Below are 24,361 nucleotides of genomic sequence, written 5' to 3'. Positions count from 1 at the left end.
CGCCGCGCGAGAATTCGTTTGCCCGCCGGGGCGGGATCGCTATTTTCCGCCGCGCCGATCCCGGCCGTCGCCCCCGCGACGGCATCCCATCGAAGGCCGCGACAACCCCCCTCATGCCCCAACGCGTGCGCATCTCGCTCGACGCCATGGGCGGCGACCACGGACCGTCGACCGTCGTGCCTGGCGCCGCGATTGCCCGCGAGCGCCACCCCGAAACCACCTTCCTGATCTTCGGCGACGAGGCGGTGGTCGCCCCGCTCGTCGCCGCCGAGCCGCGCCTGAAGGGCGCCGTCGAGATCCGGCACACCACCTACGCCGTCGCCATGGACGACAAACCGAGCCAGGCGGTGCGCCAGGGCCGCGGCAAGTCGTCGATGTGGAAGGCGATCCAGGCGGTGAAGGACGGCGAGGCCGACGCCGCGGTGTCGGCTGGCAACACCGGTGCGCTGATGGCGATGTCGAAGATCTGCCTCAAGACCATGGCCGGCATCGAGCGCCCGGCCATCGCCTGCCTGTGGCCGACGGTGCGCGGCGAGAGCGTCGTGCTCGACGTCGGCGCCACCATCGGCACCGATGCCGAGCACCTCATCGAGATGGCGGTGATGGGCTCCGCCATGGCCCGCATCGTGTTCGACCTCGAGCGCCCGACGGTGGGCCTGCTCAACGTCGGCACCGAGGAGATGAAGGGCAACGAGGCAGTGAAGGAGGCCGCGCGCCTGCTGCGCGAGATCGACCTGCCGAACTTTGCCTATCACGGCTTCGTCGAGGGCAACGACCTCGGCCGCGGCACCGTCGACGTGGTGGTCACGGAAGGGTTCACGGGGAACATCGCCCTGAAGACCGCCGAAGGTACCGCCAAGCAGATCGGCACCTACCTGCGCTCGGCGATGACGCGGACGCTGTCGGCCAAGATCGGCGCGCTGTTCGCCCGCCAGGCGTTCCGTGCGCTGCGGGAGAAGATGAATCCGAGCCGGGCCAACGGCGGCGTGTTCCTCGGGCTCGAGGGCATCGTCATCAAGAGCCACGGCTCGGAGAACGCGCAAGGCTTCGCCGCGGCGGTGGACCTCGCCCACGACATGGCGCGCCACGACCTGATGCGCACGATCCGCGAGATGCTCGACCAGACGCCCACCCTCGCGCCGGCGTGAGCTTTTAGCCGGCGTCGACCTTTACGCCGATCCGGGACCCGGTTCGGCGGTTGAACGCGATGGAGATCGGAGCGATGCGGGTCTAGCAGCCGATGGTTGTGAAACGCGTTTCGCGACGGGAAGGAAACCGATGACAACCCTGCGTTCCGTCGTCGTCGGCACCGGCTCAGGGCTTCCTGCGCGGGTGGTGACCAACGCCGAACTCGCCGAGCGGGTCGAGACCTCGGACGAATGGATCGTCCAGCGCACCGGCATCCGGCAGCGATACCTGGCGGATGCCTCCGAGACCACCTCGGTGCTCGGCATCCGCGCGGCGCGCGCGGCCCTCGACGATGCCGGTCTGACCGGGGACGACATCGACCTCGTGATCTGCGCCACCTCGACGCCCGACCATACCTTTCCCTCCACCGCGACCCAGATCCAGGCGGCGCTCGGTATCCACGCGGGCGCGGCCTTCGACCTGCAGGCGGTGTGCGCCGGCTTCGTCTTCGCCGTCTCCACCGCGGACAAGTTTCTGGCGACGGGCGCCGCCCGGCGCGCGCTGGTCGTCGGCGCCGAGACCTTCTCGCGCATCGTCGACTGGGAGGACCGCACCACCTGCGTGCTGTTCGGCGACGGGGCCGGCGCGATCGTGCTGGAGGCGCAGGACGCGGCGGGCACGAACGCCGACCGGGGCGTGATCAGCGCGAGCCTGCGCTCGGACGGGCGCCACCGTGAAAAGCTCTACGTCGATGGCGGCCCGGGCTCGACCGGCACCACCGGCCAGCTCCGGATGGAGGGCAAGGAGGTGTTCCGCTTCGCCGTCGGCTCGGTGATGGACGTGATCGAGGACGCGCTGAAGATGGGGGGTGCGACGGCCGCCGACCTCGACTGGTTCGTGCCGCACCAGGCCAACAAACGCATCATCGAGGCCTCCGCCGACAAGCTCGGCATCCCGCGCGACAAGGTGGTGCTCACGGTCGACCGCCACGGCAACACCTCGGCCGCCTCGATTCCCCTGGCGCTGGACGTGGCCCGCCGGGACGGCCGCATCCGCCGGGGCGATCTCGTGATGATCGAGGCCATCGGCGGCGGCTTCAGCTGGGGCGCGGCGCTGATCCGCTGGTAGCCCGGAATTTCCCCAGCCGCGCCGGTTGACCCGGGCGGGACCGGGGATTAGCGTGGCAGATCATAGAGATACGTCGCAAACGACGGCTCTCGGCAAGAAAATTCGCGAGGGGTCGTGGCATGGCAGGCAAGACGGTGACGCGCGCCGATTTGAGCGAGGCCGTCTACCAGCAGGTCGGCCTCTCCCGCACCGAATCCGCGGCCCTCGTCGAGACGGTCCTGTCCGAGATCTGCTCCTGCTTGTCCGAGGGCGAGACCGTGAAGCTGTCCTCGTTCGGCTCCTTTGTGGTCCGCTCGAAGGGCAAGCGCGTCGGCCGCAACCCAAAGACCGGCGTCGAGGTGGCGATCGAGCCGCGGCAGGTGATGGTGTTCAAGCCCTCGAACGTGCTGAAGGCCCGGATCAACGGCCTGAACGGCGACGCCCACGCCGAGGACTGAACACGTCCGGCCCCGCCGACCGCACCCTCATCGCCGCCTCGTAGCCGGATCGAATCATGGCGCTCGCTGCCCTCACCGAGGATTCGGGACACGTCGACAAGGAACCGGGCGCGTTCCGGACGATCACCGAGGTGGCTGAATCCCTTGACGTGCCGCAGCACGTTCTGCGGTTCTGGGAGACGCGGTTCGGCCAGATCCGTCCGGTCAAGCGCGCGGGCGGCCGGCGCTACTACCGCCCCGGCGACGTCGCCCTCGTTGCGGGCATCCGCCACCTGCTCCACGTCCAGCGCTACACGATCGAGGGCGCGCAGCGCGTCCTCAAGGAGAACGGCGTCCGGTTCGTCCAGGCGGTCGGCCGCGGCGAGGCGGTGGCGGCCGCACCGGCGGTGCAGGAAGCCAGCCTCGCGGCGGCGCCCGCCGATGCGGCCAACATTGGCCGCACCCTCGATGGGGATACCATCGACCGTGACGCCTTGGCCGGCGCGCTGCAGGAGCTGTACGCCTGCCGCGACGCGCTGGCGGCCTTCCGCGCTCCGCCCGAGGCCTGAGCGCCGCCTGATCGCCCGGTGATTCGAGCTTCGGCGAACTTTGCGAGCCGATCCGCGTTGATCGGCGCATGAGCGCCACCCGCCGTTCGATGACGCCGACGCAGGAACTCATCGGCCGCGTGATGCGGATCGTGCGGACCTGCCCGGAAGCCGCCTCGGAAGTGCTGGAACTGATGTTTCTCGTCAGCCAGATCGAGGCCGCGACCCACGTCGACCGGGATTACCGCGATGCCCGGCGGGTGGTCAGCCGCCTGCGCAACCCGCTCTGGGAGATGGGACCGGCCGACAGGGCCGCGCTGCTGGCTGCGGCCGAGACGATCCGTCGGGTCTGCGGCCTCGACGAGGGCGACATCCCGGTCACCCCGACGTCGGATGCGGGCGAGCGTGCGCGGGTCGAGCGCAGCCTCGCGACCGCGCTCGAAGGCGAACTCGACGCCGCCCAGATCGCCCGCGTCACCGGCGTCGTGGCGGCCGCGCTCCAGCAATAATCGGCACCGCAGCCGCGTTCCCGGCCCTGGTCGTCGGCCTGCGGCCTCGACGCGCACACGAGGCGTCCCCACATCGACTCGGCCGGCACGTGGCCTCACGGCCCCGGATGCCGCGCCAAAAGACCTTCGGAGACACGCCCGTGAGCGCCTACCTGACCGCCCTTCGTCCTCTCCTCGCGCGCCCTGTCCTCGCGCTCGCCGCCGGCGGCCTGCTCCTCGCCGCGCCCGCCTTCGCGCAGACGACGATCACCAAGAGCGAGACCGTCGCCTCGGGCAAGACCGTGCGGATCGCCATCGTCCCGAACCTGAAGAAGGACTGCTCGGCCGGGCCGATGCCGGAGTTCAAGGTCTCGGGCGCGCCGAAGAACGGTGCCCTGATCACCAAGGTCGGCAAGCAGAAGACTCCCGCGTCCTATCGTTGCCCGAACAAGGAGACCGCAGTTCAGGGTCTGTTCTACCAACCGAAGGTTGGCTACACCGGAGCCGACGAGGTGACGTTCGAGATCAAAAATTCAGACGGCCAAGTCCAGACCCAGAACATCAAAATAACCGTCGAGGCCGCTTCGGCCAAGAAGGATGGCGATGCCAAGAAAGACAGCAGCGATCTCTGATCGCAGGCAGTCGAAATCTTTACGTGCATGTTTTTTCGGCCGGATCGTTCTTCGAGTCCGGCCGAGCCAACGAGGAGAAGCTTGACGGATGCCGCAATTCGGCCCGACAGGTGTTGCATTCGGCACACGCAGCGTCACCGCGTTCGCCGCACTGCGACAAATGCGGGTCTGTCGGTTGCGTTCGCGGCAGGACAGGATGAAGCTGTTGACGGTCTGAGAGGGTTATCGAATGCCGATGCATGCGACCAACGACCTTTTCCAGAGCTTCGCCCGCGGGTACGAAGCGCGCCGCGACACGGAGATGACGCTCTCCGAATTTCTTGAGGCGTGCCGCGACGAGCCGCTGATGTACGCGAGCGCTGCCGAGCGCATCCTCGACGCGATCGGCAAGCCGGAATTCATCGACACGTCGAAGGATGCCCGCCTCGGCCGCATCTTCATGAACCGGACGATCCGGACCTATCCCGCCTTCCATGAATTCTTCGGCATGGAGGAGACGATCGAGCGGATCGTCTCGTTCTTCCGCCACGCCGCGCAGGGACTGGAGGAGCGCAAGCAGATCCTCTACCTGCTCGGCCCGGTCGGCGGCGGCAAGTCTTCGCTGGCCGAGCGCCTCAAGGCGCTGATGGAGGTCCACCCGGTCTACGTGCTGAAGGCCGGCAACGAGGTCTCCCCGGTGTTCGAGAGCCCGCTCGGGCTGTTCGACCCCGAGACCATGGGCGCCGAGATCCAGAGCCGCTACGGCATCCCGCGCCGGCGCCTGACTGGGCTGATGAGCCCCTGGGCGCTGAAGCGCCTCGACGAGTTCGAGGGCGACATCTCGCAGTTCAAGGTGATCAAGGTCCGGCCGTCGCGCCTGCGCCAGATCGCCATCGCCAAGACCGAGCCCGGCGACGAGAACAACCAGGACATCTCCTCGCTGGTCGGCAAGGTCGACATCCGCCGCCTCGAGACGCTGTCGCAGGCGGACCCGGACGCCTACTCGTATTCGGGCGGCCTGAACCGCGCCAACCAGGGCGTCCTCGAGTTCGTCGAGATGTTCAAGGCGCCGATCAAGATGCTGCATCCGCTGCTGACGGCGACGCAGGAGGGCAACTACGTCGGCACCGAGAACATCGGTGCGATCCCCTTCACCGGCATCATCCTGGCGCACTCGAACGAGTCCGAGTGGCAGACCTTCAAGACCAACAAGAACAACGAAGCCTTCATCGACCGCATCTACGTGATCAAGGTGCCCTACTGCCTGCGCGTGCAGGAGGAGCAGCACATCTACGAGAAGCTGATCTCGAGCTCCGAGCTCTCGGAGGCGTCCTGCGCGCCGGGCACGTTCGAGATGCTGTCGCGGTTCTCGGTGCTGTCGCGGCTGCGCGAGCACGCCAACTCCAACGCGTTCTCGAAGATGCGGGTCTACGACGGCGAATCCCTGCGCGAGGTCGACCCCCGCGCCCGCTCGATGCAGGAATACAAGGATTCGGCCGGCGTCGACGAGGGCATGGACGGGATCTCGACCCGTTTCGCCTTCAAGGTGCTGGCCGCGACCTTCAACCACGACACCACCGAAGTCTCGGCCGACCCGGTCCACCTGATGTACGTGCTGGAGCAGAGCTTGCGCCGCGAGCAGCTCCCGCCCGAGACCGAGAAGCGCTACCTTGAATTCATCAAGGGCGAGCTGGCGCCGCGCTACGCCGAGTTCATCGGCCACGAGATCCAGAAGGCCTACCTAGAATCCTACCACGATTACGGCCAAAACCTGTTCGACCGCTACATCGACTATGCGGACGCCTGGATCGAGGACCAGGACTTCAAGGATTCCGAGACCGGGCAGCTGCTCAACCGCGAGCTGCTGAACCAGGAGCTGACGAAGATCGAGAAGCCGGCCGGCATCGCCAACCCGAAGGACTTCCGCAACGAGGTGGTGAAGTTCGCGCTGCGCTCGCGGGCGCAGCATGGGGGCCGCAACCCCTCTTGGACCTCCTACGAGAAGCTGCGCGAGGTCATCGAGCGGCGGATGTTCTCGCAAGTCGAGGAACTGCTGCCGGTGATCTCCTTCGGCTCGAAGAAGGACGGCGAGACCGAGAAGAAGCACGGCGAGTTCGTCGATCGGATGGTCGCGCGCGGCTACACCGAGCGGCAGGTGCGCCGCCTGGTCGAGTGGTACATGCGGGTGAAGCAGGCGGGGTGATCCGCCCCCTCGGGGGACGCGATCGGGATCCGCCGTGATTTCGGACGACCGGTCGGCGCGGAAGCGCCGCCGGATCTTGCGGGCGGGGATTTGATCACCGAATGCACATCGTCGACCGTCGATTGAATCCAGGGGGCAAGAGCCTCGCCAACCGGCAGCGCTTCCTCAGGCGGGTCAAGGACGTGGCCCAGCGGGCCGTGCGCGAGTCGGCGCGCGAGAAGGACATCAAGGACCTGGGCAAGGACGGCCGCGTCGCCGTGCCGGCCGACGGGGTGCGCGAGCCGCGCTTCTCCCGGCAGCCGGGCACCGGCCTCCAGGACCATATCCTGCCCGGCAACAAGACCTACGTGGAGGGCGACCGCATCGAGCGACCGCCAGGTGGCGGGGGCGGCCGCGGCTCCGGCGAAGGCGGCGACGGCGGCGAAAACAACGAGGACGCCTTCCGCTTCGTCCTGACCCGCGAGGAGTTCCTGGAGCTCTTCCTCGAAGACCTGGAGCTGCCCGACCTCGCCAAGCGCCGGCTCGCCGTGGTCGAGACGGAGGCGCTTCGCCGGGCGGGCTACACGGTGACCGGCTCGCCCGCCAACCTCGCGCTTACCCGGACGCTGCGCAACTCGATGTCGCGGCGCATCGCCCTCAAGCGGCCGAAGCCGGACGAGGTCGCGGCGCTTGAGGCGCGCATCGCCGAACTGCCCGCGGGCGACCCGGCGTTTCCCGGCCTCTCCGAGGCGCTGGCGGCCCTGCTCGAGCGTACGCGGCGCATCCCTTACGTCGATCCGATCGACCTGCGCTACCGCCGCTTCGAGCCCTATCCGCGCCCGGTGGCGCAGGCGGTGATGTTCTGCCTGATGGACGTGTCCGGCTCGATGACCGAGCATATGAAGGACCTGGCCAAGCGGTTCTACATTTTGCTGCACATCTTCCTCACACGCCGCTACCGGCACGTGGAGATCGTGTTCATCCGCCACACCGACCGGGCGACGGAGGTGGACGAGGAGACCTTCTTCGGCTCCCGCGAGACCGGCGGCACGCTGGTCTCCTCGGCACTTGTGGAGATGAAGCGCATCATCGCCGAGCGCTACTCGCCCGACGACTGGAACATCTACGCGGCCCAGGCGTCGGACGGCGACAACGTCTCCTCGGACGGCCCGACCTCGACCGACCTGCTGCGCGCCCACATCCTGCCGGCCTGCCAGCACTTCGCCTACCTTGAGGTGGGCGACGAGAACGGCCCGCGCGCCGGCTTCGTCGAGCACCGCACCACCCTGTGGCGGACCTACGAGGCCATTGCCAAAGCCGGCGGCCCGATCGCGATGCGCAAGGTCAACCACCGCCGCGAGATCTACGCGGTCTTCCGCGACCTGTTCGGCCGCAAGGACGCGCGGGCGGAGGCGGAGGGTTGATGCGCGCCGCGCCGCGTCCGTCCCTCCATCGCTGGAGAGGGGAATGCCCGTCCCGAGCCTATCCGGGACATCGTCCGATCGATCGGGAGGTTGCATGACACTCGTCGAGGCACGCACGCCCCAGACCATCTCCGGTGGCGCCAAGCCCCTCTTCACCGGCAACGACTGGGACTTCGACACCATCCGGCGCATCCACGACGCCTGCGAGGTCGAGGCGCGTGCGCTCGGGTTGTCGTGGTATCCGAACCAGATCGAAATCATCACCGCTGAGCAAATGCTTGACGCCTATGCTTCGATCGGCATGCCCTTGTTCTACAAACACTGGTCGTTCGGCAAGCACTTCGCCCAACACGAATCTGGCTATCGCCGCGGCATGATGGGTCTTGCCTACGAGATCGTCATCAACTCCGATCCGTGCATCTCCTATATCATGGAGGAGAACTCGGCGACGATGCAGACATTGGTTATTGCCCATGCTGCGTTCGGGCATAACCATTTTTTCAAGAACAACTATCTGTTCCGCCAGTGGACCGACGCCGAGGGCATCCTCGATTACCTCGACTTCGCCAAGACCTACATCTCGCGCTGCGAGGAGCGCTACGGGCACCAGGCCGTCGAGCAGGTGCTGGACGCCGCCCATGCCCTGATGAGCCAGGGGGTGCACCGCTACCCGCGCAAGAAGCGGCCGGACCTCGCCTCCGAGCAGCGGCGCGAGCGGGAGCGGGTCGAGCACGGCGAGCAGATCTACAACGACCTGTGGCGCACCCTGCCGGCCAAGGCCGGCGCCGCCCGCCCGGACCTCGCGATCGAGCGGCGCAAGGCGCTGCTCGAGCTGCCGCAGGAGAACATCCTCTACTTCCTGGAGAAGGCGGCGCCGCGCCTGCAGCGCTGGCAGCGCGAGATCCTGCGTATCGTCCGGCTGGTGGCGCAGTACTTCTACCCGCAGCGCCAGACCAAGGTGATGAACGAGGGCTGCGCCACCTATTGCCACTACCGGATCATGAACGCGCTCTCCGAGAAGGGCCTCATCGGCGAGGCGGCCTACCTCGAGTTCCTGCAGTCGCACACCAACGTCATCCGCCAGCCGAACTACGACGACCGGAGCTATAGCGGCCACAACCCCTACGCGATCGGCTTCGCGATGATGCAGGACATCGCCCGCATCGTGGAGCAGCCGACCGCAGAGGACCGGCAATGGTTCCCCGACATCGCCGGCACCGGCGACGGCATGGCGGTGCTGCGCGACTGCTGGGAGAACTACCGCGACGAGAGCTTCATCGCCCAGTTCCTGTCGCCGAAGCTGATGCGGGACATGCGCCTGTTCCACGTGGCCGACGACCCCGACCAGCCGGAACTGCACGTCGCCGCGATCCACGACGAGCGCGGCTACCGCAAGATGCGCCGGTCGTTCGCGCGCCAGTACGACGTGGCATGGCTCGATCCCGACATCGAGGTGGTGGACGTGGACCTCGAGGGCGACCGCCGCCTGATCCTCCACCACAAGGCGCTGAACAAGATCACCCTGCAGAAGGACGACGCCCGCCGCGTGCTGCAGCACCTCGCCGACCTCTGGGGCTACGACGTGGTGCTCAAGGAGATCGAGCCCGGCACCGGCACGGTGCTCGGCGAGCACCACGCGAGCGCACGGCCGATCTTCTTCTGAGATCGCCGACGCGCGAGGCGCAATCCGGTCGACCGTGAACCGCGGAGTTCCCCTCTCCCCGCGGGCGGGGAGAGGCCCGCACGGACCTCGTCGTCCGTGCGGGAGGCGAAGCCGAAGCGACGGTGAGGGGGAGGTGCCGAGTGAGGCTCCTCCGTTCGCGCCCCCTCACCTTCGGCTGCCGCCTCGCTTTGCCGACGACGAGGTCGGCAAAGTCCTCTCCCCCACCGAAGTCGGGCCTGCCCGACTTCGGCAGGCAGGTTCGGATCTCGGGCAAGCCCGAGATCCGTGCGGGGCGAGGGGATGCGCTGCCGCCGTCAGGACGCCCGGAAGTCCAAAGCAGCGCCGTCCCCACGCCTCACGACAGCGCGCGCAAAACTTCCGCCATCGCCGGGCGGGCGCCCACGTCGGCCTGGACGCAGGCCCGCTCCAGGTCGCGCAAGCCCGCCGCGTCCGAGAAATCCGCGTCCGACCGGTCCAGCGCTTCCCCGAGCAGCAGCCCGAAGGCGCGGACCTCGATCCGTTGCAGGGCGGCGCCGGCCGGGCCGTCCGGCAGCACCGAGGCGGCGCCGAAATCGCTGAGCGCCGCCGCGCCGGTGGCGGCGTCCCACAGGATGTTGTGGCCGTAGACGTCGCCGTGCAGCAGGCCGCGGGCGTGGAGGTGGGCGAGGCCGGCGGCGACGTCCCGGACGAGGCGCAGCAGCGCCGCCGGGGCGATGCGCAGCGCCGGGTCGTAGACGTCGCGGCTGCAGCTCGCGAGGCTCGGCGGCCCGGCGAGCACCCGCCAGCCCGGCGGCAGCAGCGGCATCACGAGGCCGTCGGCCCCGTCCGGATGGTCGGTGATCCGCCCAAGCGCCCCGGTGAGGTTTTGGTGCGCGCCGGCCGCGAGGCACGCCTCCATCTCGCGCTCGGGCAGGCCGTCGCTGGTCATCGCCCCCTTGAACAGCTTGAGCGCGACGGCCTGCTGCGTCGCCCCCGAACGCCAGAGCGCGCGGTGGACCCGGCCCGACGTGCCCTCGCCGAGAAGCGGGCCTAGATCGAGGTCGGCGAACGGGATCGCGGCCGCCGCGGAGCGGGGCGCGTCGCCCTCGAACGCGTTGCCGGCCCACGAGGTCCAGGCGAGGCCGGGCAGGGCGGTGAGCCAGGCGGGCAGGGCGTCGAGGCGGTTGGCCGCAAGCCGGATCAGCTCGAGGTTTTCGCAACCCGCCAGGCTGTCCGGGAGGGTGCGCAGGCGGTTGCCCGAGAGCATCAGCTTCTGCAGCCTCGGGCGCGCGCCGAGTTCGTCCGGCAGGTGCGCGATCCGGTTGTCGGTGAGCGTCAGCCAGCGCAGGCGCGGCGGCAGCGCCTCGCCCGGCACGTCCGTCAGCCCGCAGCCGCGAAACCCGACCTGGCTCAGCGCGGTGCAATTCCCCAGGCCCGGCGGAAGCTGCGAGACCGGGTTTCCGGAGCAGAACAACACCTCCAGCCGCTTGAGGCGGCCGAGATCGTCCGGGAGGGCGGAGAGCGCGTTGCCCGAGAGGTCGAGCAGCTCCAGCGTGTCGGCCAACCCGAAGATCTCGGGTGGAAACGCAGTCAGTCCGGCGGCCGGCAGGCGCAAGGTGCGGGCGCCCGCGAGGTCGCCGCGGCGGAGGGCGGCGAGGGTGTCGTGCGTCGCGTCCGGCATTCTCGGGATCTGCGCTCCAGCCCGCTTGGTCAACCGGGGTCGTCGCACGAAGCGCAGGCTCTGGGCAAACACCGGATAAAGGATAAAAGGCCGGTAAAAGGATTATGTGCTTGACATCGGCACGCTCCTCCGGCATAAGAACCGCACGCTCCAGAAGTGTGACGAGACGGCTCGGGAGGCGGCGATGGGCAGTCCGAACTACCGGGTGCCGCCGGAGCTGCGCGAGGCCGCCGCGCGATTGATGCGCGAGAGCGACCTCACCCTCAGCGCGATCGCCCTCACAACGGGCCTGTCGCTCGGTACGCTGTGCAAGTGGAACCGCGCGGAGAACTGGCGCCCGATACGGAAGCGGCGGCGGGACTGGGACGCGTCGCCTCCGAGGCTGGCCGCCCTGCATCGTCTCGCCCGCCCACGGCGCGGTCCGGACCTTCAACCCAAGGGCGTCACGCCAGCCAGCACGGAACCCGACGCGGTCGTGCGGCCCGCGGTCGAGCACGCCGGGGCCGAACACGCCTTGGACGAACACGCCTTGGACGAGCACGCCTTGGCCGAACACGCCTTGGCCGAACATGGCCTGGCCGCCGCCGACCTGCCGACGCTGCGGGCGGCCTTGCGCGCCCATATCGGCCGGCAGATCGCGGCCTTCGACGAGGCGCTGCGGGGCGAGGGCGCCGCGGTGATCGATTCGGCACGGGTGCTGCGCGACCTCGGCGGCCTCAAGCGCCTGCTCGACGACCTCACGATCGAAGGGGAGGGGGATGGCCGCACACCCGACCCTTCCGCCCTCGACCTTGCGGGCCTCCGCGCGGAGATCGCGGGCCGCTATGGACGATGCCGCGACGAGCGGCCGGATGACGGCCTTCCTGGCGAGCCTGCCGCCGCCGCTCCTGCGGGCGCTGGCGCTTGACTGGCTCCACCAGGCCCGGCCCGACCAGCTTCCGCCGCCCTGGGAGGACGACTGGACCACCTGGGCGGTGATCGGCGGCCGCGGCTGCGGCAAGACGCGGACGGGGGCCGAATGGGTCGACGCGCTCGCCCGCGGCGACCCGGCCTTCACCGACGCGGCGATCGGCCGGATCGCGCTGGTCGGCGAGACCTTCGCCGACGTGCGCGACGTGATGGTCGAGGGGCCGTCGGGCCTCCTCGGCCTGCCCGAACGCGGCGCCCGCCCGCGCTGGTCGCCGAGCCGGCGCCGCGTCGAGTGGGCCAACGGCGCGGTGGCGACGGCGTTCTCGGCCGAGGAGCCGGATTCCCTGCGCGGCCCGCAATTCGGCGCCGCATGGTCCGACGAGATCGCCAAGTGGCGCCGGCCGGAGGCCACCTTCGACATGCTGCAATTCGGGCTGCGGCTCGGCGCCCGCCCGCGCAACCTCGTCACCACCACGCCGCGGCCGATCCCGCTGATCCGACGCCTCATCGCCGACCCGCGCACCGTGGTTACCCAGGCGCGCACCGCCGACAACGCCCAGAACCTCGCCCCCGCCTTCCTGGAGGCGGTGGTGGGGCGCTACGCCGGCACCCGCCTCGGGCGGCAGGAACTCGACGGCGAACTGATCGACGACCGGCCCGACGCCCTGTGGACGCGGGACATCATCGAGGCGACCCGCGTCGCCGCAGCGCCCGAGCTGCCCCGCATCGTCGTCGCGGTCGATCCGCCGGCGAGCTCCGGCCGCTCGGCCGACGCCTGCGGGATCGTCGCGGTGGGCGCGCTCGGCGACACCGCCTACGTGCTCGCCGACGCGACCCTGGCGCGGGCCGGCCCGCAGGCCTGGGCCAACGCCGCGCTGGCGCTCTACCACCGGCTCGGCGCCGACGGACTCGTGGTCGAGGTCAACCAGGGCGGCGAGATGGCGACCGCGGTGCTCGCCCAGTGCGATCCCGCGGTGCCGGTGACGCCGGTGCGCGCCACCCGCGGGAAATACCTGCGGGCCGAGCCGGTCTCGCTGCTCTATGCGCAGGGCCGCGTCCGCCACGTCGGCGCGCTGCCGGCGCTGGAGGACGAGCTCTGCGACTTCGGGCCGGACGGGCTCTCGTCCGGCGCCTCGCCCGACCGCCTCGACGCCCTGGTCTGGGCGGTGACGCACCTACTGCTCGCCCCCCGCGCCGAGCCGCGGATCCGAAGCTTTTGAACAAGCCTCGATGAGCCCGGCTCATCGAGGTCTTGCCCCTGCGACTGCGGGGCGGCGGCGATCCGCCGGACCTCATGGGTTTCGACCCATGAGACATAGGAAAACTTCCATTCCGAGGAGCCGCCTATGCCGACCCTGCTCACCCGGCTGGCGCGCGCCGCCGGCTACGTGCCGGCCGTGAAGGCCGCGCCCCTCGGGGGGGCGAGCGTCGCCTTGTACGGCGACGCCCGCGCCGTCTGGACCGCCCGCGACGGCACCGCGCTCGCCCGCGAGGGCTACCAGCGCAACGCCGTCGTCCACCGCGCCGTGCGCCTCGTCGCCGAGGGCGCCGCGACGATCCCGCTGGTCGTCACCGGCGCGGAGGCCGTCGACCACCCGATCGCCGCGCTGCTGGCGCGGCCGAACCCGCGCGAGGGCGGCACCCGGCTGCTGGAGACGCTGTACGGGCACCTGATGGTGTCCGGGAACGCCTACCTGGAGGCGGTGTCGCTGGACGGGATCCCGCGCGAGCTGTTCGCGCTCCGCCCCGACCGGATGCGGGTGGTGCCGGGCGCCGACGGCTGGCCCGCCGGCTACGTCTACGAGGTCGGCGGGCGCCGCGTCGTCTACGACCAGTCCGGCGCCGTGCCGCCGATCCTGCACCTCGCGCTGTTCCACCCCACCGACGACCATTACGGCCTGTCGCCGATGGAGGCGGCGGCCGTCTCGCTCGACATCCACAACGCGGCCGGCGCCTGGAACAAGGCGCTGCTCGACAACGCCGCGCGCCCCTCCGGCGCGCTGGTCTTCGCCGGGGCCGGGGCGTCCCTGAGCGAGGCGCAGTTCGTGCGGCTGAAGGCCGAGCTCGAGGCGAACTACCAGGGCGCCGGCAACGCCGGGCGGCCGCTGCTGCTCGAAGGCGGGCTCGACTGGAAGCCGCTGGCGCTCTCGCCGAAGGAGATGGACTTCGTCGAGGCCAAGGCCGCGGCCGCACGCGAGATCGCGCTCGCCTTCGGCGTGCCGCCGCTGCTCCTCGGGCTTCCGGGCGACAACACCCACGCCAACTACGCCGAGGCCAACCGCGCCTTCTACCGGCAGACCCTGGTGCCGCTCGCCCGCCGCACCGCGGAGGCGCTCGCCCACTGGCTCGCGCCGGCCTTCGGCGACCTCCGCCTCGAACCCGACCTCGACGCGATCGAGGCGCTGGCCACCGAGCGCGAGTCGCTCTGGCGCCGGGTGCAGGCGGCGGACTTCCTGACGACGGCCGAGAAGCGCGAGGCGGTGGGCTACCCGCCCGAGCCCGCCTGACGGGGCGGGCCACGCCTGCCTTCTGCCCGTGTTCGCTTCGGAGACCGCCCATGGACGGCCATTTCACCGGCTATGCCAGCCTGTTCGGCGTGCCCGACCTCGGGCGCGACGTGGTGCAGGCGGGCGCCTTCGCCGCGAGCCTGCGGCAGCGCGGCGCCGCCGGGGTGCGGATGCTGTGGCAGCACGATCCCGCCGAGCCGATCGGCCGCTGGCAGGCGCTGGCCGAGGACGCGCGCGGCCTGCGCGTCGAGGGCCGCCTCAACCTCGCGGTGCAGCGGGCGCGCGAGGTCGACGCGCTGATGCGCGACGGCGCCCTCGACGGGCTGTCGATCGGCTTCCGCACCGTGGCGGCCCGCCCGCGCGGCGGCTTCCGCCAGCTCCACGCGGTCGACCTCTGGGAGATCTCGCTCGTCACCTTCCCGCTGCAGCCGGGCGCCCGCGTCGCGCAAGCGCCGCTGCCGGCGGAGCTGCGCGCCTTCGCCCGGCGGCTGGCACCCGGCGGCGGCGTCCGCCGCCCTCCATTTCCCTTCGCTTTCCAACGGTGAGGTTCCCATGACCCGTCACGATACCTTCGAGACCAAGTCCGACTTCGCGCTCCTGGAGAACAAGGCCGGGCGGCCCGCCTCCGATCCGGGCACCGCGCGGGACGCGTTCGACGGGCTGACCCAGGCCTTCGAGGCGTTCAAGGAAACGAACGACATCCGGCTCGGCCAGATCGAGGGCCGCCTTGGGCCGGACGTGCTCACCGAGGAGAAGCTGGCGCGGATCGACGCGGCCCTGGACAGCGCCCGGACGCGGCTGGACCGCATCACCCTGGACCGCGCCCGCCCGCCGCTCGGCCGCCCCGAGCAGCCGCGGGACGCGATGACCGACGAGCACAAGGCAGCCTTCGACCTCTACGTCCGGGCCGGCGAGAGCGGCGGCCTGAAGGGCCTGGAGGCCAAGGCGCTCTCGGCCGGCTCCGGCCCGGACGGCGGCTACCTGGTGCCGCAGACGATCGAGCGCGAGGTGCTCAAGCGCCTGTCCGCCCTGTCGCCGATCCGCGCCATCGCCAGCGTCCGCACCATCTCGGGCGGGCAGTACAAGCGCGCGGTGGCGACCGGCGCCCCGTCCGCCGGCTGGATCGGCGAAGCCGCGCCGCGACCGGCCACCGACGGGCCGGTGCTGTCGGAGCTGAACTTCCCGGCGATGGAGCTCTACGCCATGCCGGCGGCGACCCAGACGCTCCTCGACGACGCCGTCGTCGACCTCGACGCCTGGCTCGCCGACGAGGTCGAGACCGCGTTCTCCGAGCAGGAGGGCGTCGCCTTCGTCACCGGCAACGGCGTGAGCCGCCCGCGCGGCTTCCTCAGCTACGACACCGTGGCCAACGACGCCTGGGTGCCGGGCAAGGTCGGCATCGTCGGCACCGGCGCGGCCGGCGCGTTCCCGGCGGCCAACCCCGCGGACGTGCTGTTCGACCTCGTCTACGGCCTCAAGGCCGGCTACCGCCAGAACGCCGGCTTCGTCATGAGCCGGCGCACGCAGAGCGCGATCCGCAAGTTCAAGGACGCGGACGGCAACTACCTCTGGCTGCCGCCGACCGCCTCCGACCGGGCCGCGACCCTGCTCGGGTTCCCGGTGACGGAGGCCGAGGCGATGCCCGACATCGGGCCGGCCAGCCTCGCCGTCGCCTTCGGCGACTTCCGCCGCGGCTACCTCGTGGTCGACCGCACCGGGCTGCGGGTGCTGCGCGACCCGTACTCCGCCAAGCCCTACGTGCTGTTCTACACGACCAAGCGCGTCGGGGGCGGCGTGCAGGACTTCGCCGCGATCAAGCTGCTGAAGTTCGCCTGAGGGCAGGGCGGCGCGGGTCTCGCGCCGGCCTCACGCGTCCGGGCGCCTCGCCAGCGCCCGGCCGACTTCGAGGAGGAGCGTGTCGACGAGCGTCCGCAGCCGCGTCTGCCCGGTGCGGTCGATCGCCAGGCGCGCGGCGAGGATCTGGTCGGCGGCCTGCTCCAGCGGGTCGGACGGAGGCAGCACGCGAAGCTTCGGCCCGGACAGCACGCTGAAATTCGGACGTGTGTCCGTGATGTCCACGTAGGCGCCGTGGCCGTGCATCCCGTTTGCCGTGGGCACCAGATGCCCGCGGTTCCGGATCCAGCGGATTTCGCCGGCCTGCGTCAGGATGCGGAACTCGGCGGCGAACGTCCCGCCTGTCCGGCGCACCCGCTTGATCTGTGCGAAGACCCAATCGCGATCCTCGGGATGGATGCGGGCCAGCGCCTCGTCGAGGGTGAGCGGCTTTCCGGCCAACGACGCGTCGCCCGCCATCACGCTGGAGGCCCCCGCATCCAGCACCGACCGCCCCGACGCGACGTTCGTCTCCCAGACGCCGACGAACCCGAAGGCGTTCAGCGCCGAGGCGAGCGAAGGCGTGACGGGTGTCGAACCGTCGAACATGAACGATACCCTTGCACGAAGGCGCATCGGGTTTGCGGGGCCCGGATGCGCCGATGCCGATGCCGCCAGCGGTATCATCCACTGAATTGAAAATACAATCGCGCCGCCACTCCCGGCGATCGACCCGCAGCCGGTACGACGACCGTGTGTTTCGCCGCCATTCCAAGATCAGATGGTGGGTCTCAGCGGGCGCGGCCGGGCCGGGCCATCCAGTCCGAGCGGTTGCCGCGGCCGGCCGGCATCGCCTGGCCGACCTCGATCCGCGCGAGTTCCGCCGAGCGGGCGGCGATCCACCCGGTGTGCTCGGCCACCGGCGTCACCGCGGTGAAGCCGCCGCAGGCGGTACGGTGGCGGGCGTCCTGGCGCATCGCGCCGCTGGACCAGCTCACGACGCCGACGATCTGGTAGCCGCCGGGGCCGCCCGACAGGATCGGGCCGCCCGAATCGCCCAGGCATGCGCCGGCGCCGGCGGTCTCGGCCATGCGGCGCCGGTCGGTGACGACGGTGACGCGGTTGGCGACCTGCAGCGAGCCGATCGAGACAAGGTGGGCCTGGCGCAGGGTGCGTGCGCTGTTGCGGCGGTTCTCGGCGACGACGCCGAAGCCGGCGATGTCGACCGCGTCGCCGTTGCCGATCGTCCCGGCGCCGCGCGGATCGAGGGGGGCGTAGTCCGCCCCGAGCGGCTGCTCGAGCTTGAGCAGGGCGAGGTCGATGCCCGGCTGGTCCTCCGGCGTGGTGCCGGGCACGAAGTCGGGATGCATCGAGGCGGCGATCACGGAGACCCGGCGCTGGCGAAAGCCGCGGTCGACCGCCACGATGCTGTAGCCGGCCGGCTGCATCACGCAGTGGGCGGCCGTCAGCACGAGGTCGGGTGCGATCAACGTGCCCGAGCAGATCTCGCCAAGCGTGCTCTCGATCCGGACGACGAAGTTGCGCGTGCCGTTGGGGTCGCGGGTCACCGCGCCGTTGATCACGGCCGAGGCCGGCGCCGGCAGAAAGCTCAGCAGGCCGAGGGACAAACCGCCGAGGAGGGCGCCGCGGAGGACAGTGGCGAGCATCGTTCACTCCGGGGGCCGAAGGCGCACTCGGCCCGGTGGGACTCAAGCGTAACGTAAACCAATCCGTCGGCCAAGGTTCCGTTCCTTGAGGGAGTGGGTCCGCTCAGCGCCAGCGCGCCGCGCCGCCCCAGCCGGCGAGCGTGCGGTCGAGCCAGTCCCGCTGCGGCGCGACGAGCACGGCTTGCGTGAGGCCGCCGCAGGCGCCGCCGATCCAGGCGGTGACGGCGACGACGCCCGATCCGTCCGAGACCGGGCCGCCGGAATCGCCCCGGCAGCCGCCGGCGCGGCCCGGGCCCTTCAGCCACACCAGGATGCGGCTCGGGCCGTGCGGCTCGATCACCGGCAGCGCGACGCTGCGGAAGGTGCCGGTGGAGCGTGGGTCGCCGGGCGTGTCGGCGCCGTAGCCGGAGAGCGTCAGGGTCTCGCCGGCCCGCGGGCTCGCGGCGCTGAACGTCGCCGGGGCGAAGCGCGACGGCAGCGGCGTTTCCGTGCGCAGGAGCGCGAGGTCGATCGACCGGCGCCGGCCGGCGATCGCCCCGGCATCGTAGCCCGGATGGACCGCCCGGGCCGCGACCGCGACGAGGACCGGCTGCCCGGAGGCGTCGCGGAAGTGGACGCGGTGCTCCAGCCCCGCGGCCGCGCAATGGCCGGCGGTGAGCACCGCGTCGGGGGCCACGACCACGGCCGAGCAGACGCCGCCCTTCGAGGACAGGACCATCACCGCGCCCTCGGGCGTCGCCTCGGCGCCGCCGACCACCGCGCCCGCCGGGCCGCCGGCGAAGGCCACGGTCGCGAGCCACGCCAGGCCGATCGCGGCCGGGCGCGGAACGCCTGCTCGGAACACCATCGAGACCCCTCGATCCACCAACCCCTCGATCCCCGATTCATGGAGATGCGCGATGATGCCGATACGCGTGGCCGGCGCCGTCGTCGAGCCGGTGACCGTGCCCGAGCTGCGCGGCTACCTCCGCCTCGATCCGGACGACGCGGCCGAGGACGACCTGCTCGCCGCCCTGATCGCCGCCGCCCGCGCCGAGCTCGAGACCGAGACGCGGCGCATCCTCGTGCCCGGCACCTGGCGGCTGGTGCTGGACCGCCCGCCCGCGGACGGCCGGGTGCCGGTACCGCTGAGCCCCCTCGTCGACCTGGTACGCGCGGGCTTCTCCGCCGCGGATGGCGGCTTCGTCGCACTCGGCCCCGGCCTCGTCGCCCTCGGCGCCGACCGGATCGAGGCGCCCGGGCTGCAGCTCGGCGCCCTTCCCGATGCGGCCGGCCGCGCCCTCCTGGTCGAGGTCGCTGCCGGATACGGCGGCGACGGCCCGCCGCTGCCGCCGCCGCTCAGGCTCGCGGTCCTGCGCCGGACCGCCGCCCGCTACGAGCACCGCGGCGACGACGCCGCCCCGGATGGCGGCGACCTCGCGGCCTGCGCCGCGCCCTTCCGCCGGCTGCGGCTGTGACCCGCGCCGCCGCATCCGCCTCCCGCTTCCAAGCACGCGTTTTCCGGAGCCCGCCATGCCCGCCACCGTTCCGCCGGCGATCGGCGCGCGCCGCCGCCGGCTCGTGCTGGAGCTGCCGATCGACGAGCCGGACGGCTTCGGCGGCACCCTCCGGCGCTACGTCGCCGGGCCGGTGCTGTGGGGGGCGATCGAGCCGGTCGGCATCGTCGATCGCCTGCGCGGCGGCCGCGACGACGGCGTCGCGACCCACCGCATCACCCTGAGGGCGCGGGCAGGCCTCACCGCGGCGATGCGGCTCGCCGCCGGCCCGCGCCGGTTCGCCATCCGGGCGATCCTCGACCCGGACGACCGCGGCCGCGACCTCGTCTGCCACGTCGAGGCCCTGCCGGAGGCGAGCGCATGAGCGGCATCCCCTCCGTCATGCCGCCAGCGCCGAGCCCGCTCCTCGCCATGCGGGCGGCGCTGATCGCGCGGTTCTCCACTGACGCGGCGCTCGCCCGTCTGATGGGCGGGGCGTTCCGCCTCTACGACGAGCCGCCGGCCGGCGCGCAGCCGGTCTACGCCCTGTTCGGCGACGCCGAGATCCGCGACGATTCCGTCGACGGCGCCGTCCGCCACCAGCACAGCCACGCCCTCGTGGTGTTCGCCCGGCCGGGCTCGGTCCGCACCGCGCTCGACGCCGCCGAGCGGATGTCGGCGCTGGTCGCCGACCCGGCCCTGGCGCTGACCGGCCACGCCCTCGTGACCCTGCGGGTCCAGGCCATCGCGGCGCGGCGCGACGAGCGCACCGGCGAGGCCCGCGCCACCCTCACGCTCCAGGCCGTCACCGAAAGGAACCCACCATGACCGCTCAGAAGGGCAAGGACCTGCTGATCCGCGCCGGCAACGGCGCCGGCGGCTTCGTCGCCGTGGCGGGCCTGCGCGCGCGCCAGGTCGCCTTCAACGCCGAGGCCGTGGACGTCACCAACGCCGATTCCGCCGGGCGCTGGCGCGAATTGCTCGCCGGCGCCGGCGTGCGCCGCGCCGCGATCTCGGGCTCCGGCGTGTTCCGCGACGAGGCCTCGGACCTGCGGCTGCGGCAGGTGTTCTTCGACGGGGTGATCGAGACCTTCCAGGTGGTGGTGCCGGCCTTCGGCACCCTCGAAGGTCCGTTCCAGATCACCGCGCTCGAATATCGCGGCGACCACGCCGGCGAGGTCACCTTCGACATGAGCCTGGAATCGGCCGGCGCCGTCGCCTTCACCGCGCTCTGATCCAGCACGGACATCCCGACGGCAGTCGGCCAGCGCGACCGCGCGCCGCCGCCGGTGCGGCGGACGCCTTCGACCCGTTTGGGTCGAAGGCCACCAAGCCGAGCATCCCGACCTTGGGAGGCCAGCGCGACCGCGCGCCGCCGCGGGTGCGGCGGGCGCCTTCGACCGGTTTCGGTCGAAGGCCACCAGGAAGGAACCATCCCGACGGCAGTCGGCCAGCGCGACCGCGCGCCGCCGCCGGTGCGGCGGACGCCTTCGACCGAGCCGGTCGAAGGCCACCCAAGGAGACACCCATCCATGGCCAACCGCAGGCGCGGCGAGGTGCCGCTCGATCTCGGGGGGACCCGCTACACCCTCTGCCTCACCCTCGGCGCCCTGGCGGAGCTCGAGGACGCGTTGCAGGCGGGCGACCTCGCCGGCCTCGCCGAGCGCTTCGCCGCCGGCCGGCTCGCGGCACGCGACCTGATCGCGCTGCTCGGCGCGGCGCTTCGCGGCGGCGGCCACGCCCTCGACGACGCGGCGGTCGCGGCCCTGCCGCTGGCCGGCGGGCTGGAGCCCGTCACCACGGCCCTTGGCGAGGCCCTGCTCGCCGCCTTCGGAGCGCCGCCGGACCCTTGAGCGCCACGGGCGGGACGGCGCCGGGCACCACGCCCGCCTTCCCGTGGGACGACGCGCTGTCGCTGGCGCTCGGGCGCCTGCGCTGGCGGCCGCGCGACCTCTGGCGCGCCACGCCGCGCGAGCTGCTCTTCGCCGCCGGGCTCCGAGCCAGTGGCGCCGGGCTCGGCCTCGACGGGTTGGCGCGGCTGATCCAGGACCATCCGGACACGGCGTGAGGCCGGTCCGCGCTTGCAGGAGAGACCCATGGCGGAGACCGACCTCGACCGGGCGAACGCCGCCCGCATCAAGCAGCTCGACACCCTGGACAAGCTCGCCCAGCGCTTCGGGCAGAGCCTGTCGACGGCCCTGACGCGCAGCCTCACTTCCGGGCGCCAGCTCGACGGGGTGCTCGGCTCCCTCGGGACGCGCCTGGCCGGAACCGCGGTCCGGGCGGCGCTGAAGCCGGTCCGCACCGGCATCACCGGCCTGGTCAACAGCCTGCTCGGCTCCGCCGTCGGGGCGGACGCGGCCTTCGCACGGGGCGGCGTGCTCCAGGGCGGCCGGGTGCGGGCCTTCGCCGGCGGCGGGGTGGTCGCGGCCCCGACCTACTTCCCGATGAGCGGCGGCACCGGCCTGATGGGCGAGGCCGGGCCGGAGGCGATCCTGCCGCTCCGGCGAGGCTCCGACGGCCGCCTCGGGGTCGGCGCCGGACCGGGCGGGCGGCCGGTCGCGGTCACCGTCAACATCGCGACGCCGGACGCGGCCTCGTTCCGCAAGTCCGAGGCGCAGGTCACCGCGAGCCTCGCCCGCGCCGTGGCCCGCGGCCAGCGCGCGCTGTGAGAGCGTACGCCACGACCGGAGGAGAACCGATGCCGGACGATTTCCACGAGGTGTCCTTTCCCCTCGACGTCGCGCTGCGCGGCAGCGGCGGCCCAACCCGGCTGACCGAGATCGTCACGCTCGCCTCGGGGCGAGAGCACCGCAACAGCCGCTGGGCCGATTCCCGGCGCCGCTACGACGCCGGCTTCGGCATCCGCTCGCTCGACACGCTCCACGCGGTGCTGAGCTTCTTCGAGGAGCGGCGCGGGCGCCTCTACGGCTTCCGCTATCGCGACCGGGTCGACTTCCGCTCCGGGCCGCCGGGCCGGGTGCCGGCGCCGACCGACCAGCGCCTCGGAATCGGCGACGGGGCGTCCCGGGCGTTCGCCCTGCTGAAGACCTACGGCACCGGGCCGACGCCCTACCGGCGGGCGATCGCCAAGCCGGTGGCCGGCAGCGTGCGGGTGGCGGTGGCCGGCGTCGAGACGCCCGCGCAACGCTTCGCCTGCGATCCCGCCACCGGGCAGGTCGTCTTCGCCGCCGGCGCCGTGCCCCCGGCGGGCGCCGTCGTCACCGCGGGCTTCGCCTTCGACGTGCCGGTCCGGTTCGACGCCGACGACCTCGTGATCAACCTCGAAGCCTTCACCGCGGGCGAGATCCCGAAGGTGCCGCTGGTCGAGATCGTGCCCTAGGGAAACTGCAACCATGCGCGACCTGCCGCCCGCCTTCGCCGCGCATCTCGCCGGCGGCGTGACGACCCTCTGCCGCTGCTGGGCCCTGCGCCGCCGCGACGGCGTCGCCCTCGGCTTCACCGACCACGACCGCGACATGACGATCGCCGGCCTGACCTACGCCGCCCGCACCGGCCTGGAGGCGGCGGAGGCCGCGGCCGAGCTCGGCTTCGCCGTCTCCGGCGGGGATGTCTCCGGCGCGCTGTCCGGGCTCGGGCTGACCGAGGCCGACATCGCCGGCGGGCTCTACGACGGCGCCGCCGTCGAGACCTGGCTGGTGGACTGGACCGACCCGGACACCCGCCTGCTCCTCGACGTGGGCACGCTGGGCGAAATCCGCCGGGCCGGCGACGCCTTCGTGGCAGAGGTCCGCGGCCTCGCCGACCGGCTCGACGCCGAGCGCGGCCGCACCTACCGCGCCACCTGCGGCGCGGACCTCGGCGACGCCCGCTGCGGCGTCGACGTGGCGCGGTTCCGCACGGCCGGCACGGTCGATCGCTTGGCCGAACCCGGCACGCTCGCCGTGTCGTTCGCCGGCATCGTCGCCGACGGGCTGTTCACCGGCGGTCGCCTGACCTGGACCGGCGGCGCCAACCTTGGTCTGTCCGGCGACGTGCGCACGCATCTCGGCGCGCTGGTCGAGCTGTGGGAGGCGCCGCCGCGCGGCGTCGCGCCGGGCGACGCCTTCACCCTCGTCGCCGGCTGCGACAAGCGCCTGTCCACCTGCCGCGGCACCTTCGCGAACGCTCTGAACTTCCAGGGCTTTCCGCACATGCCGGGCAACGACTTCGTCGTGCGCTACGCCCCCGGCGCGGGCCCCGGCCTCGACGGCGGCTCGCTGTTCCGCTGAAGGAATCTCCGATGCGCAACCGTTTCGACGGCGCCGCGGTCGAGGCCGAGGCCCGGCGCTGGCTCGGCACGCCCTACCGGCACCAGGCCTCGCTGCTCGGCGTCGGCTGCGATTGCCTCGGCCTGCTGCGCGGCGTCTGGCGCGGCCTTCTGGGCGACGAGCCCGAGGCGCCCCCGCCCTATGCCGGCACCTGGGCGGAATCGGCCGCCTCCGGCACCGACCCGTTCCTGGAGGCCGCGTCCCGCCACCTCCTGCCCGTCGCGGCCGACCTCGCACGCCACGCGCCCGCTCCCGGCGAGGTGTTGCTCTTCGCCTTCCGCGCGCACCTGCCCGCCCGCCACTGCGCCATCGCGACCGGTGCCGGCATGATCCACGCCCACGACCACGCCGCCGTGACGGAGGTGGCCTTCACGCCGTGGTGGCGGCGGCACCTCGTCGGCGTGTTCCGGTTCCCGGCGGAGTGAGGATGCGACGGGAAGCGCCCCGCGCC

28 protein-coding genes are annotated in these 24,361 nt (G+C 72.0%); 24 read left to right on the top strand and 4 right to left on the bottom strand.

Annotated features, from left to right (window positions below; genetic code table 11):
- The first annotated feature begins 113 nt into the window (after window positions 1–113).
- The 9 genes from plsX to MFF13_RS03830 all read left to right on the top strand — a co-directional run bounded on the left by plsX (window position 114) and on the right by MFF13_RS03830 (window position 9,588).
- Window positions 114–1,148 (top strand): phosphate acyltransferase PlsX, encoded by a 1,035-nt coding sequence (gene plsX, locus MFF13_RS03870; protein ID WP_238270932.1) that lies wholly within the window; start codon window positions 114–116, stop codon window positions 1,146–1,148.
- Window positions 1,149–1,278: 130 nt separating this feature from the next.
- On the top strand, window positions 1,279–2,256 hold the full coding sequence (locus tag MFF13_RS03865) for a beta-ketoacyl-ACP synthase III (protein WP_147828336.1): 978 nt from the start codon (window positions 1,279–1,281) through the stop codon (window positions 2,254–2,256).
- Between the two features lie 119 nt (window positions 2,257–2,375).
- Window positions 2,376–2,693 carry an integration host factor subunit alpha gene (locus MFF13_RS03860; protein ID WP_147828337.1) on the top strand — a complete coding sequence of 106 codons (318 nt, stop codon included), beginning with the start codon at window positions 2,376–2,378 and terminating at the stop codon, window positions 2,691–2,693.
- A 56-nt stretch (window positions 2,694–2,749) separates the two neighbouring features.
- Entirely contained in the window at window positions 2,750–3,241 is a 492-nt protein-coding gene (locus MFF13_RS03855) for a MerR family transcriptional regulator (RefSeq protein WP_147828338.1), read from the top strand.
- A gap of 89 nt (window positions 3,242–3,330) precedes the next feature.
- Window positions 3,331–3,729 (top strand): hypothetical protein, encoded by a 399-nt coding sequence (locus MFF13_RS03850; RefSeq protein ID WP_147753199.1) that lies wholly within the window; start codon window positions 3,331–3,333, stop codon window positions 3,727–3,729.
- A gap of 140 nt (window positions 3,730–3,869) precedes the next feature.
- Window positions 3,870–4,340, top strand: coding sequence for a 4-aminobutyrate aminotransferase (locus tag MFF13_RS03845; protein ID WP_238270922.1), 471 nt, complete (start codon window positions 3,870–3,872; stop codon window positions 4,338–4,340).
- A 229-nt stretch (window positions 4,341–4,569) separates the two neighbouring features.
- Window positions 4,570–6,522, top strand: a complete 1,953-nt coding sequence (locus MFF13_RS03840) for a PrkA family serine protein kinase (RefSeq protein ID WP_147828339.1) — start codon at window positions 4,570–4,572, stop codon at window positions 6,520–6,522.
- A 101-nt stretch (window positions 6,523–6,623) separates the two neighbouring features.
- Window positions 6,624–7,925, top strand: coding sequence for a YeaH/YhbH family protein (locus MFF13_RS03835; protein ID WP_147828340.1), 1,302 nt, complete (start codon window positions 6,624–6,626; stop codon window positions 7,923–7,925).
- A gap of 94 nt (window positions 7,926–8,019) precedes the next feature.
- Complete coding sequence (locus tag MFF13_RS03830) at window positions 8,020–9,588, top strand: SpoVR family protein (protein WP_147761771.1); 1,569 nt, start codon at window positions 8,020–8,022, stop codon at window positions 9,586–9,588.
- Window positions 9,589–9,943: 355 nt separating this feature from the next.
- On the opposite strand, the gene MFF13_RS03825 is transcribed toward MFF13_RS03830, so the two are convergent.
- Entirely contained in the window at window positions 9,944–11,248 is a 1,305-nt protein-coding gene (locus tag MFF13_RS03825) for a leucine-rich repeat-containing protein kinase family protein (RefSeq protein ID WP_147828341.1), read from the bottom strand.
- A gap of 106 nt (window positions 11,249–11,354) precedes the next feature.
- On the opposite strand from MFF13_RS03825, the gene MFF13_RS03820 reads away from it, so the two are divergent.
- The 5 genes from MFF13_RS03820 (at window position 11,355) to MFF13_RS03800 (ending at window position 16,500) form a co-directional block, all read left to right on the top strand.
- Window positions 11,355–12,155: a hypothetical protein gene (locus tag MFF13_RS03820; RefSeq protein ID WP_238270920.1), complete on the top strand. Its 801-nt coding sequence runs from the start codon at window positions 11,355–11,357 to the stop codon at window positions 12,153–12,155.
- A complete protein-coding gene (locus tag MFF13_RS03815) occupies window positions 12,100–13,377 on the top strand; it encodes a DNA-packaging protein (protein ID WP_238270918.1) in 1,278 nt (425 codons plus the stop codon). The genes MFF13_RS03820 and MFF13_RS03815 overlap by 56 nt, the downstream gene beginning before the upstream one ends.
- 126 nt (window positions 13,378–13,503) lie before the next feature.
- Window positions 13,504–14,664 carry a phage portal protein gene (locus MFF13_RS03810; protein WP_147828343.1) on the top strand — a complete coding sequence of 387 codons (1,161 nt, stop codon included), beginning with the start codon at window positions 13,504–13,506 and terminating at the stop codon, window positions 14,662–14,664.
- Between the two features lie 50 nt (window positions 14,665–14,714).
- Entirely contained in the window at window positions 14,715–15,209 is a 495-nt protein-coding gene (locus tag MFF13_RS03805; RefSeq protein ID WP_147761767.1) for an HK97 family phage prohead protease, read from the top strand.
- A 7-nt stretch (window positions 15,210–15,216) separates the two neighbouring features.
- A complete protein-coding gene (locus tag MFF13_RS03800) occupies window positions 15,217–16,500 on the top strand; it encodes a phage major capsid protein (RefSeq protein WP_238270910.1) in 1,284 nt (427 codons plus the stop codon).
- Between the two features lie 30 nt (window positions 16,501–16,530).
- Here MFF13_RS03800 and MFF13_RS03795 read toward each other — a convergent pair whose 3' ends face one another.
- From MFF13_RS03795 to MFF13_RS03785, 3 genes are all read right to left on the bottom strand, one after another.
- Window positions 16,531–17,106 carry a PAS domain-containing protein gene (locus MFF13_RS03795; protein ID WP_147761765.1) on the bottom strand — a complete coding sequence of 192 codons (576 nt, stop codon included), beginning with the start codon at window positions 17,104–17,106 and terminating at the stop codon, window positions 16,531–16,533.
- A gap of 182 nt (window positions 17,107–17,288) precedes the next feature.
- Complete coding sequence (locus MFF13_RS03790; protein ID WP_147754206.1) at window positions 17,289–18,164, bottom strand: S1 family peptidase; 876 nt, start codon at window positions 18,162–18,164, stop codon at window positions 17,289–17,291.
- Between the two features lie 103 nt (window positions 18,165–18,267).
- Window positions 18,268–19,011, bottom strand: a complete 744-nt coding sequence (locus MFF13_RS03785; protein ID WP_238270908.1) for a S1 family peptidase — start codon at window positions 19,009–19,011, stop codon at window positions 18,268–18,270.
- A 52-nt stretch (window positions 19,012–19,063) separates the two neighbouring features.
- Here MFF13_RS03785 and MFF13_RS03780 point away from each other — a divergent pair, with 52 nt between their 5' ends.
- The 10 genes from MFF13_RS03780 (at window position 19,064) to MFF13_RS03735 (ending at window position 24,335) form a co-directional block, all read left to right on the top strand.
- Window positions 19,064–19,621: a head-tail connector protein gene (locus MFF13_RS03780; RefSeq protein WP_238270906.1), complete on the top strand. Its 558-nt coding sequence runs from the start codon at window positions 19,064–19,066 to the stop codon at window positions 19,619–19,621.
- A gap of 55 nt (window positions 19,622–19,676) precedes the next feature.
- Window positions 19,677–20,024, top strand: coding sequence for a head-tail adaptor protein (locus MFF13_RS03775; RefSeq protein ID WP_147754761.1), 348 nt, complete (start codon window positions 19,677–19,679; stop codon window positions 20,022–20,024).
- Window positions 20,021–20,467 (top strand): DUF3168 domain-containing protein, encoded by a 447-nt coding sequence (locus MFF13_RS03770; RefSeq protein WP_147754760.1) that lies wholly within the window; start codon window positions 20,021–20,023, stop codon window positions 20,465–20,467. The genes MFF13_RS03775 and MFF13_RS03770 overlap by 4 nt, the downstream gene beginning before the upstream one ends.
- Window positions 20,464–20,874 (top strand): phage major tail protein, TP901-1 family, encoded by a 411-nt coding sequence (locus tag MFF13_RS03765; RefSeq protein WP_147761760.1) that lies wholly within the window; start codon window positions 20,464–20,466, stop codon window positions 20,872–20,874. The genes MFF13_RS03770 and MFF13_RS03765 overlap by 4 nt, the downstream gene beginning before the upstream one ends.
- Window positions 20,875–21,171: 297 nt before the next feature.
- A complete protein-coding gene (locus tag MFF13_RS03760) occupies window positions 21,172–21,492 on the top strand; it encodes a gene transfer agent family protein (RefSeq protein ID WP_147761759.1) in 321 nt (106 codons plus the stop codon).
- Window positions 21,489–21,707, top strand: coding sequence for a phage tail assembly chaperone (locus tag MFF13_RS03755; protein ID WP_147828349.1), 219 nt, complete (start codon window positions 21,489–21,491; stop codon window positions 21,705–21,707). Before MFF13_RS03760 ends, MFF13_RS03755 begins: the two co-directional genes overlap by 4 nt.
- Window positions 21,708–21,735: 28 nt before the next feature.
- Window positions 21,736–22,311, top strand: coding sequence for a phage tail tape measure protein (locus MFF13_RS03750; protein ID WP_147761757.1), 576 nt, complete (start codon window positions 21,736–21,738; stop codon window positions 22,309–22,311).
- 29 nt (window positions 22,312–22,340) lie between these two features.
- A complete protein-coding gene (locus MFF13_RS03745) occupies window positions 22,341–22,982 on the top strand; it encodes a DUF2460 domain-containing protein (RefSeq protein ID WP_147761756.1) in 642 nt (213 codons plus the stop codon).
- Window positions 22,983–22,995: 13 nt separating this feature from the next.
- Entirely contained in the window at window positions 22,996–23,871 is an 876-nt protein-coding gene (locus MFF13_RS03740; RefSeq protein WP_147828350.1) for a phage/gene transfer agent baseplate hub protein, read from the top strand.
- An 11-nt stretch (window positions 23,872–23,882) separates the two neighbouring features.
- The gene (locus MFF13_RS03735; protein ID WP_147761754.1) at window positions 23,883–24,335 is read left to right on the top strand and encodes a C40 family peptidase; all 453 of its coding nucleotides are present in this window, start codon (window positions 23,883–23,885) and stop codon (window positions 24,333–24,335) included.
- The last annotated feature ends 26 nt before the right edge of the window (window positions 24,336–24,361 follow it).

Origin of the sequence: Methylobacterium cerastii, from assembly GCF_022179125.1 — a bacterium.
GTDB lineage: Bacteria > Pseudomonadota > Alphaproteobacteria > Rhizobiales > Beijerinckiaceae > Methylobacterium > Methylobacterium cerastii.
Note: the sequence above shows the minus strand (reverse complement) of the source record. Positions and strands in the feature narration are given on the sequence as shown.

Bases quoted from the DNA above. Each gene is read 5' to 3' on its own strand.
- plsX (WP_238270932.1), top strand. From the start codon at position 114: ATGCCCCAACGCGTGCGCATCTCGCTCGACGCCATGGGCGGCGACCAC.
- MFF13_RS03865 (WP_147828336.1), top strand. From the start codon at position 1,279: ATGACAACCCTGCGTTCCGTCGTCGTCGGCACCGGCTCAGGGCTTCCT.
- MFF13_RS03860 (WP_147828337.1), top strand. From the start codon at position 2,376: ATGGCAGGCAAGACGGTGACGCGCGCCGATTTGAGCGAGGCCGTCTAC.
- MFF13_RS03855 (WP_147828338.1), top strand. From the start codon at position 2,750: ATGGCGCTCGCTGCCCTCACCGAGGATTCGGGACACGTCGACAAGGAA.
- MFF13_RS03850 (WP_147753199.1), top strand. From the start codon at position 3,331: ATGACGCCGACGCAGGAACTCATCGGCCGCGTGATGCGGATCGTGCGG.
- MFF13_RS03840 (WP_147828339.1), top strand. From the start codon at position 4,570: ATGCCGATGCATGCGACCAACGACCTTTTCCAGAGCTTCGCCCGCGGG.
- MFF13_RS03835 (WP_147828340.1), top strand. From the start codon at position 6,624: ATGCACATCGTCGACCGTCGATTGAATCCAGGGGGCAAGAGCCTCGCC.
- MFF13_RS03830 (WP_147761771.1), top strand. From the start codon at position 8,020: ATGACACTCGTCGAGGCACGCACGCCCCAGACCATCTCCGGTGGCGCC.
- MFF13_RS03825 (WP_147828341.1), bottom strand. From the start codon at position 11,248: ATGCCGGACGCGACGCACGACACCCTCGCCGCCCTCCGCCGCGGCGAC.
- MFF13_RS03815 (WP_238270918.1), top strand. From the start codon at position 12,100: ATGACGGCCTTCCTGGCGAGCCTGCCGCCGCCGCTCCTGCGGGCGCTG.
- MFF13_RS03810 (WP_147828343.1), top strand. From the start codon at position 13,504: ATGCCGACCCTGCTCACCCGGCTGGCGCGCGCCGCCGGCTACGTGCCG.
- MFF13_RS03805 (WP_147761767.1), top strand. From the start codon at position 14,715: ATGGACGGCCATTTCACCGGCTATGCCAGCCTGTTCGGCGTGCCCGAC.
- MFF13_RS03800 (WP_238270910.1), top strand. From the start codon at position 15,217: ATGACCCGTCACGATACCTTCGAGACCAAGTCCGACTTCGCGCTCCTG.
- MFF13_RS03795 (WP_147761765.1), bottom strand. From the start codon at position 17,106: ATGTTCGACGGTTCGACACCCGTCACGCCTTCGCTCGCCTCGGCGCTG.
- MFF13_RS03790 (WP_147754206.1), bottom strand. From the start codon at position 18,164: ATGCTCGCCACTGTCCTCCGCGGCGCCCTCCTCGGCGGTTTGTCCCTC.
- MFF13_RS03785 (WP_238270908.1), bottom strand. From the start codon at position 19,011: ATGGTGTTCCGAGCAGGCGTTCCGCGCCCGGCCGCGATCGGCCTGGCG.
- MFF13_RS03780 (WP_238270906.1), top strand. From the start codon at position 19,064: ATGATGCCGATACGCGTGGCCGGCGCCGTCGTCGAGCCGGTGACCGTG.
- MFF13_RS03775 (WP_147754761.1), top strand. From the start codon at position 19,677: ATGCCCGCCACCGTTCCGCCGGCGATCGGCGCGCGCCGCCGCCGGCTC.
- MFF13_RS03770 (WP_147754760.1), top strand. From the start codon at position 20,021: ATGAGCGGCATCCCCTCCGTCATGCCGCCAGCGCCGAGCCCGCTCCTC.
- MFF13_RS03765 (WP_147761760.1), top strand. From the start codon at position 20,464: ATGACCGCTCAGAAGGGCAAGGACCTGCTGATCCGCGCCGGCAACGGC.
- MFF13_RS03760 (WP_147761759.1), top strand. From the start codon at position 21,172: ATGGCCAACCGCAGGCGCGGCGAGGTGCCGCTCGATCTCGGGGGGACC.
- MFF13_RS03750 (WP_147761757.1), top strand. From the start codon at position 21,736: ATGGCGGAGACCGACCTCGACCGGGCGAACGCCGCCCGCATCAAGCAG.
- MFF13_RS03745 (WP_147761756.1), top strand. From the start codon at position 22,341: ATGCCGGACGATTTCCACGAGGTGTCCTTTCCCCTCGACGTCGCGCTG.
- MFF13_RS03740 (WP_147828350.1), top strand. From the start codon at position 22,996: ATGCGCGACCTGCCGCCCGCCTTCGCCGCGCATCTCGCCGGCGGCGTG.
- MFF13_RS03735 (WP_147761754.1), top strand. From the start codon at position 23,883: ATGCGCAACCGTTTCGACGGCGCCGCGGTCGAGGCCGAGGCCCGGCGC.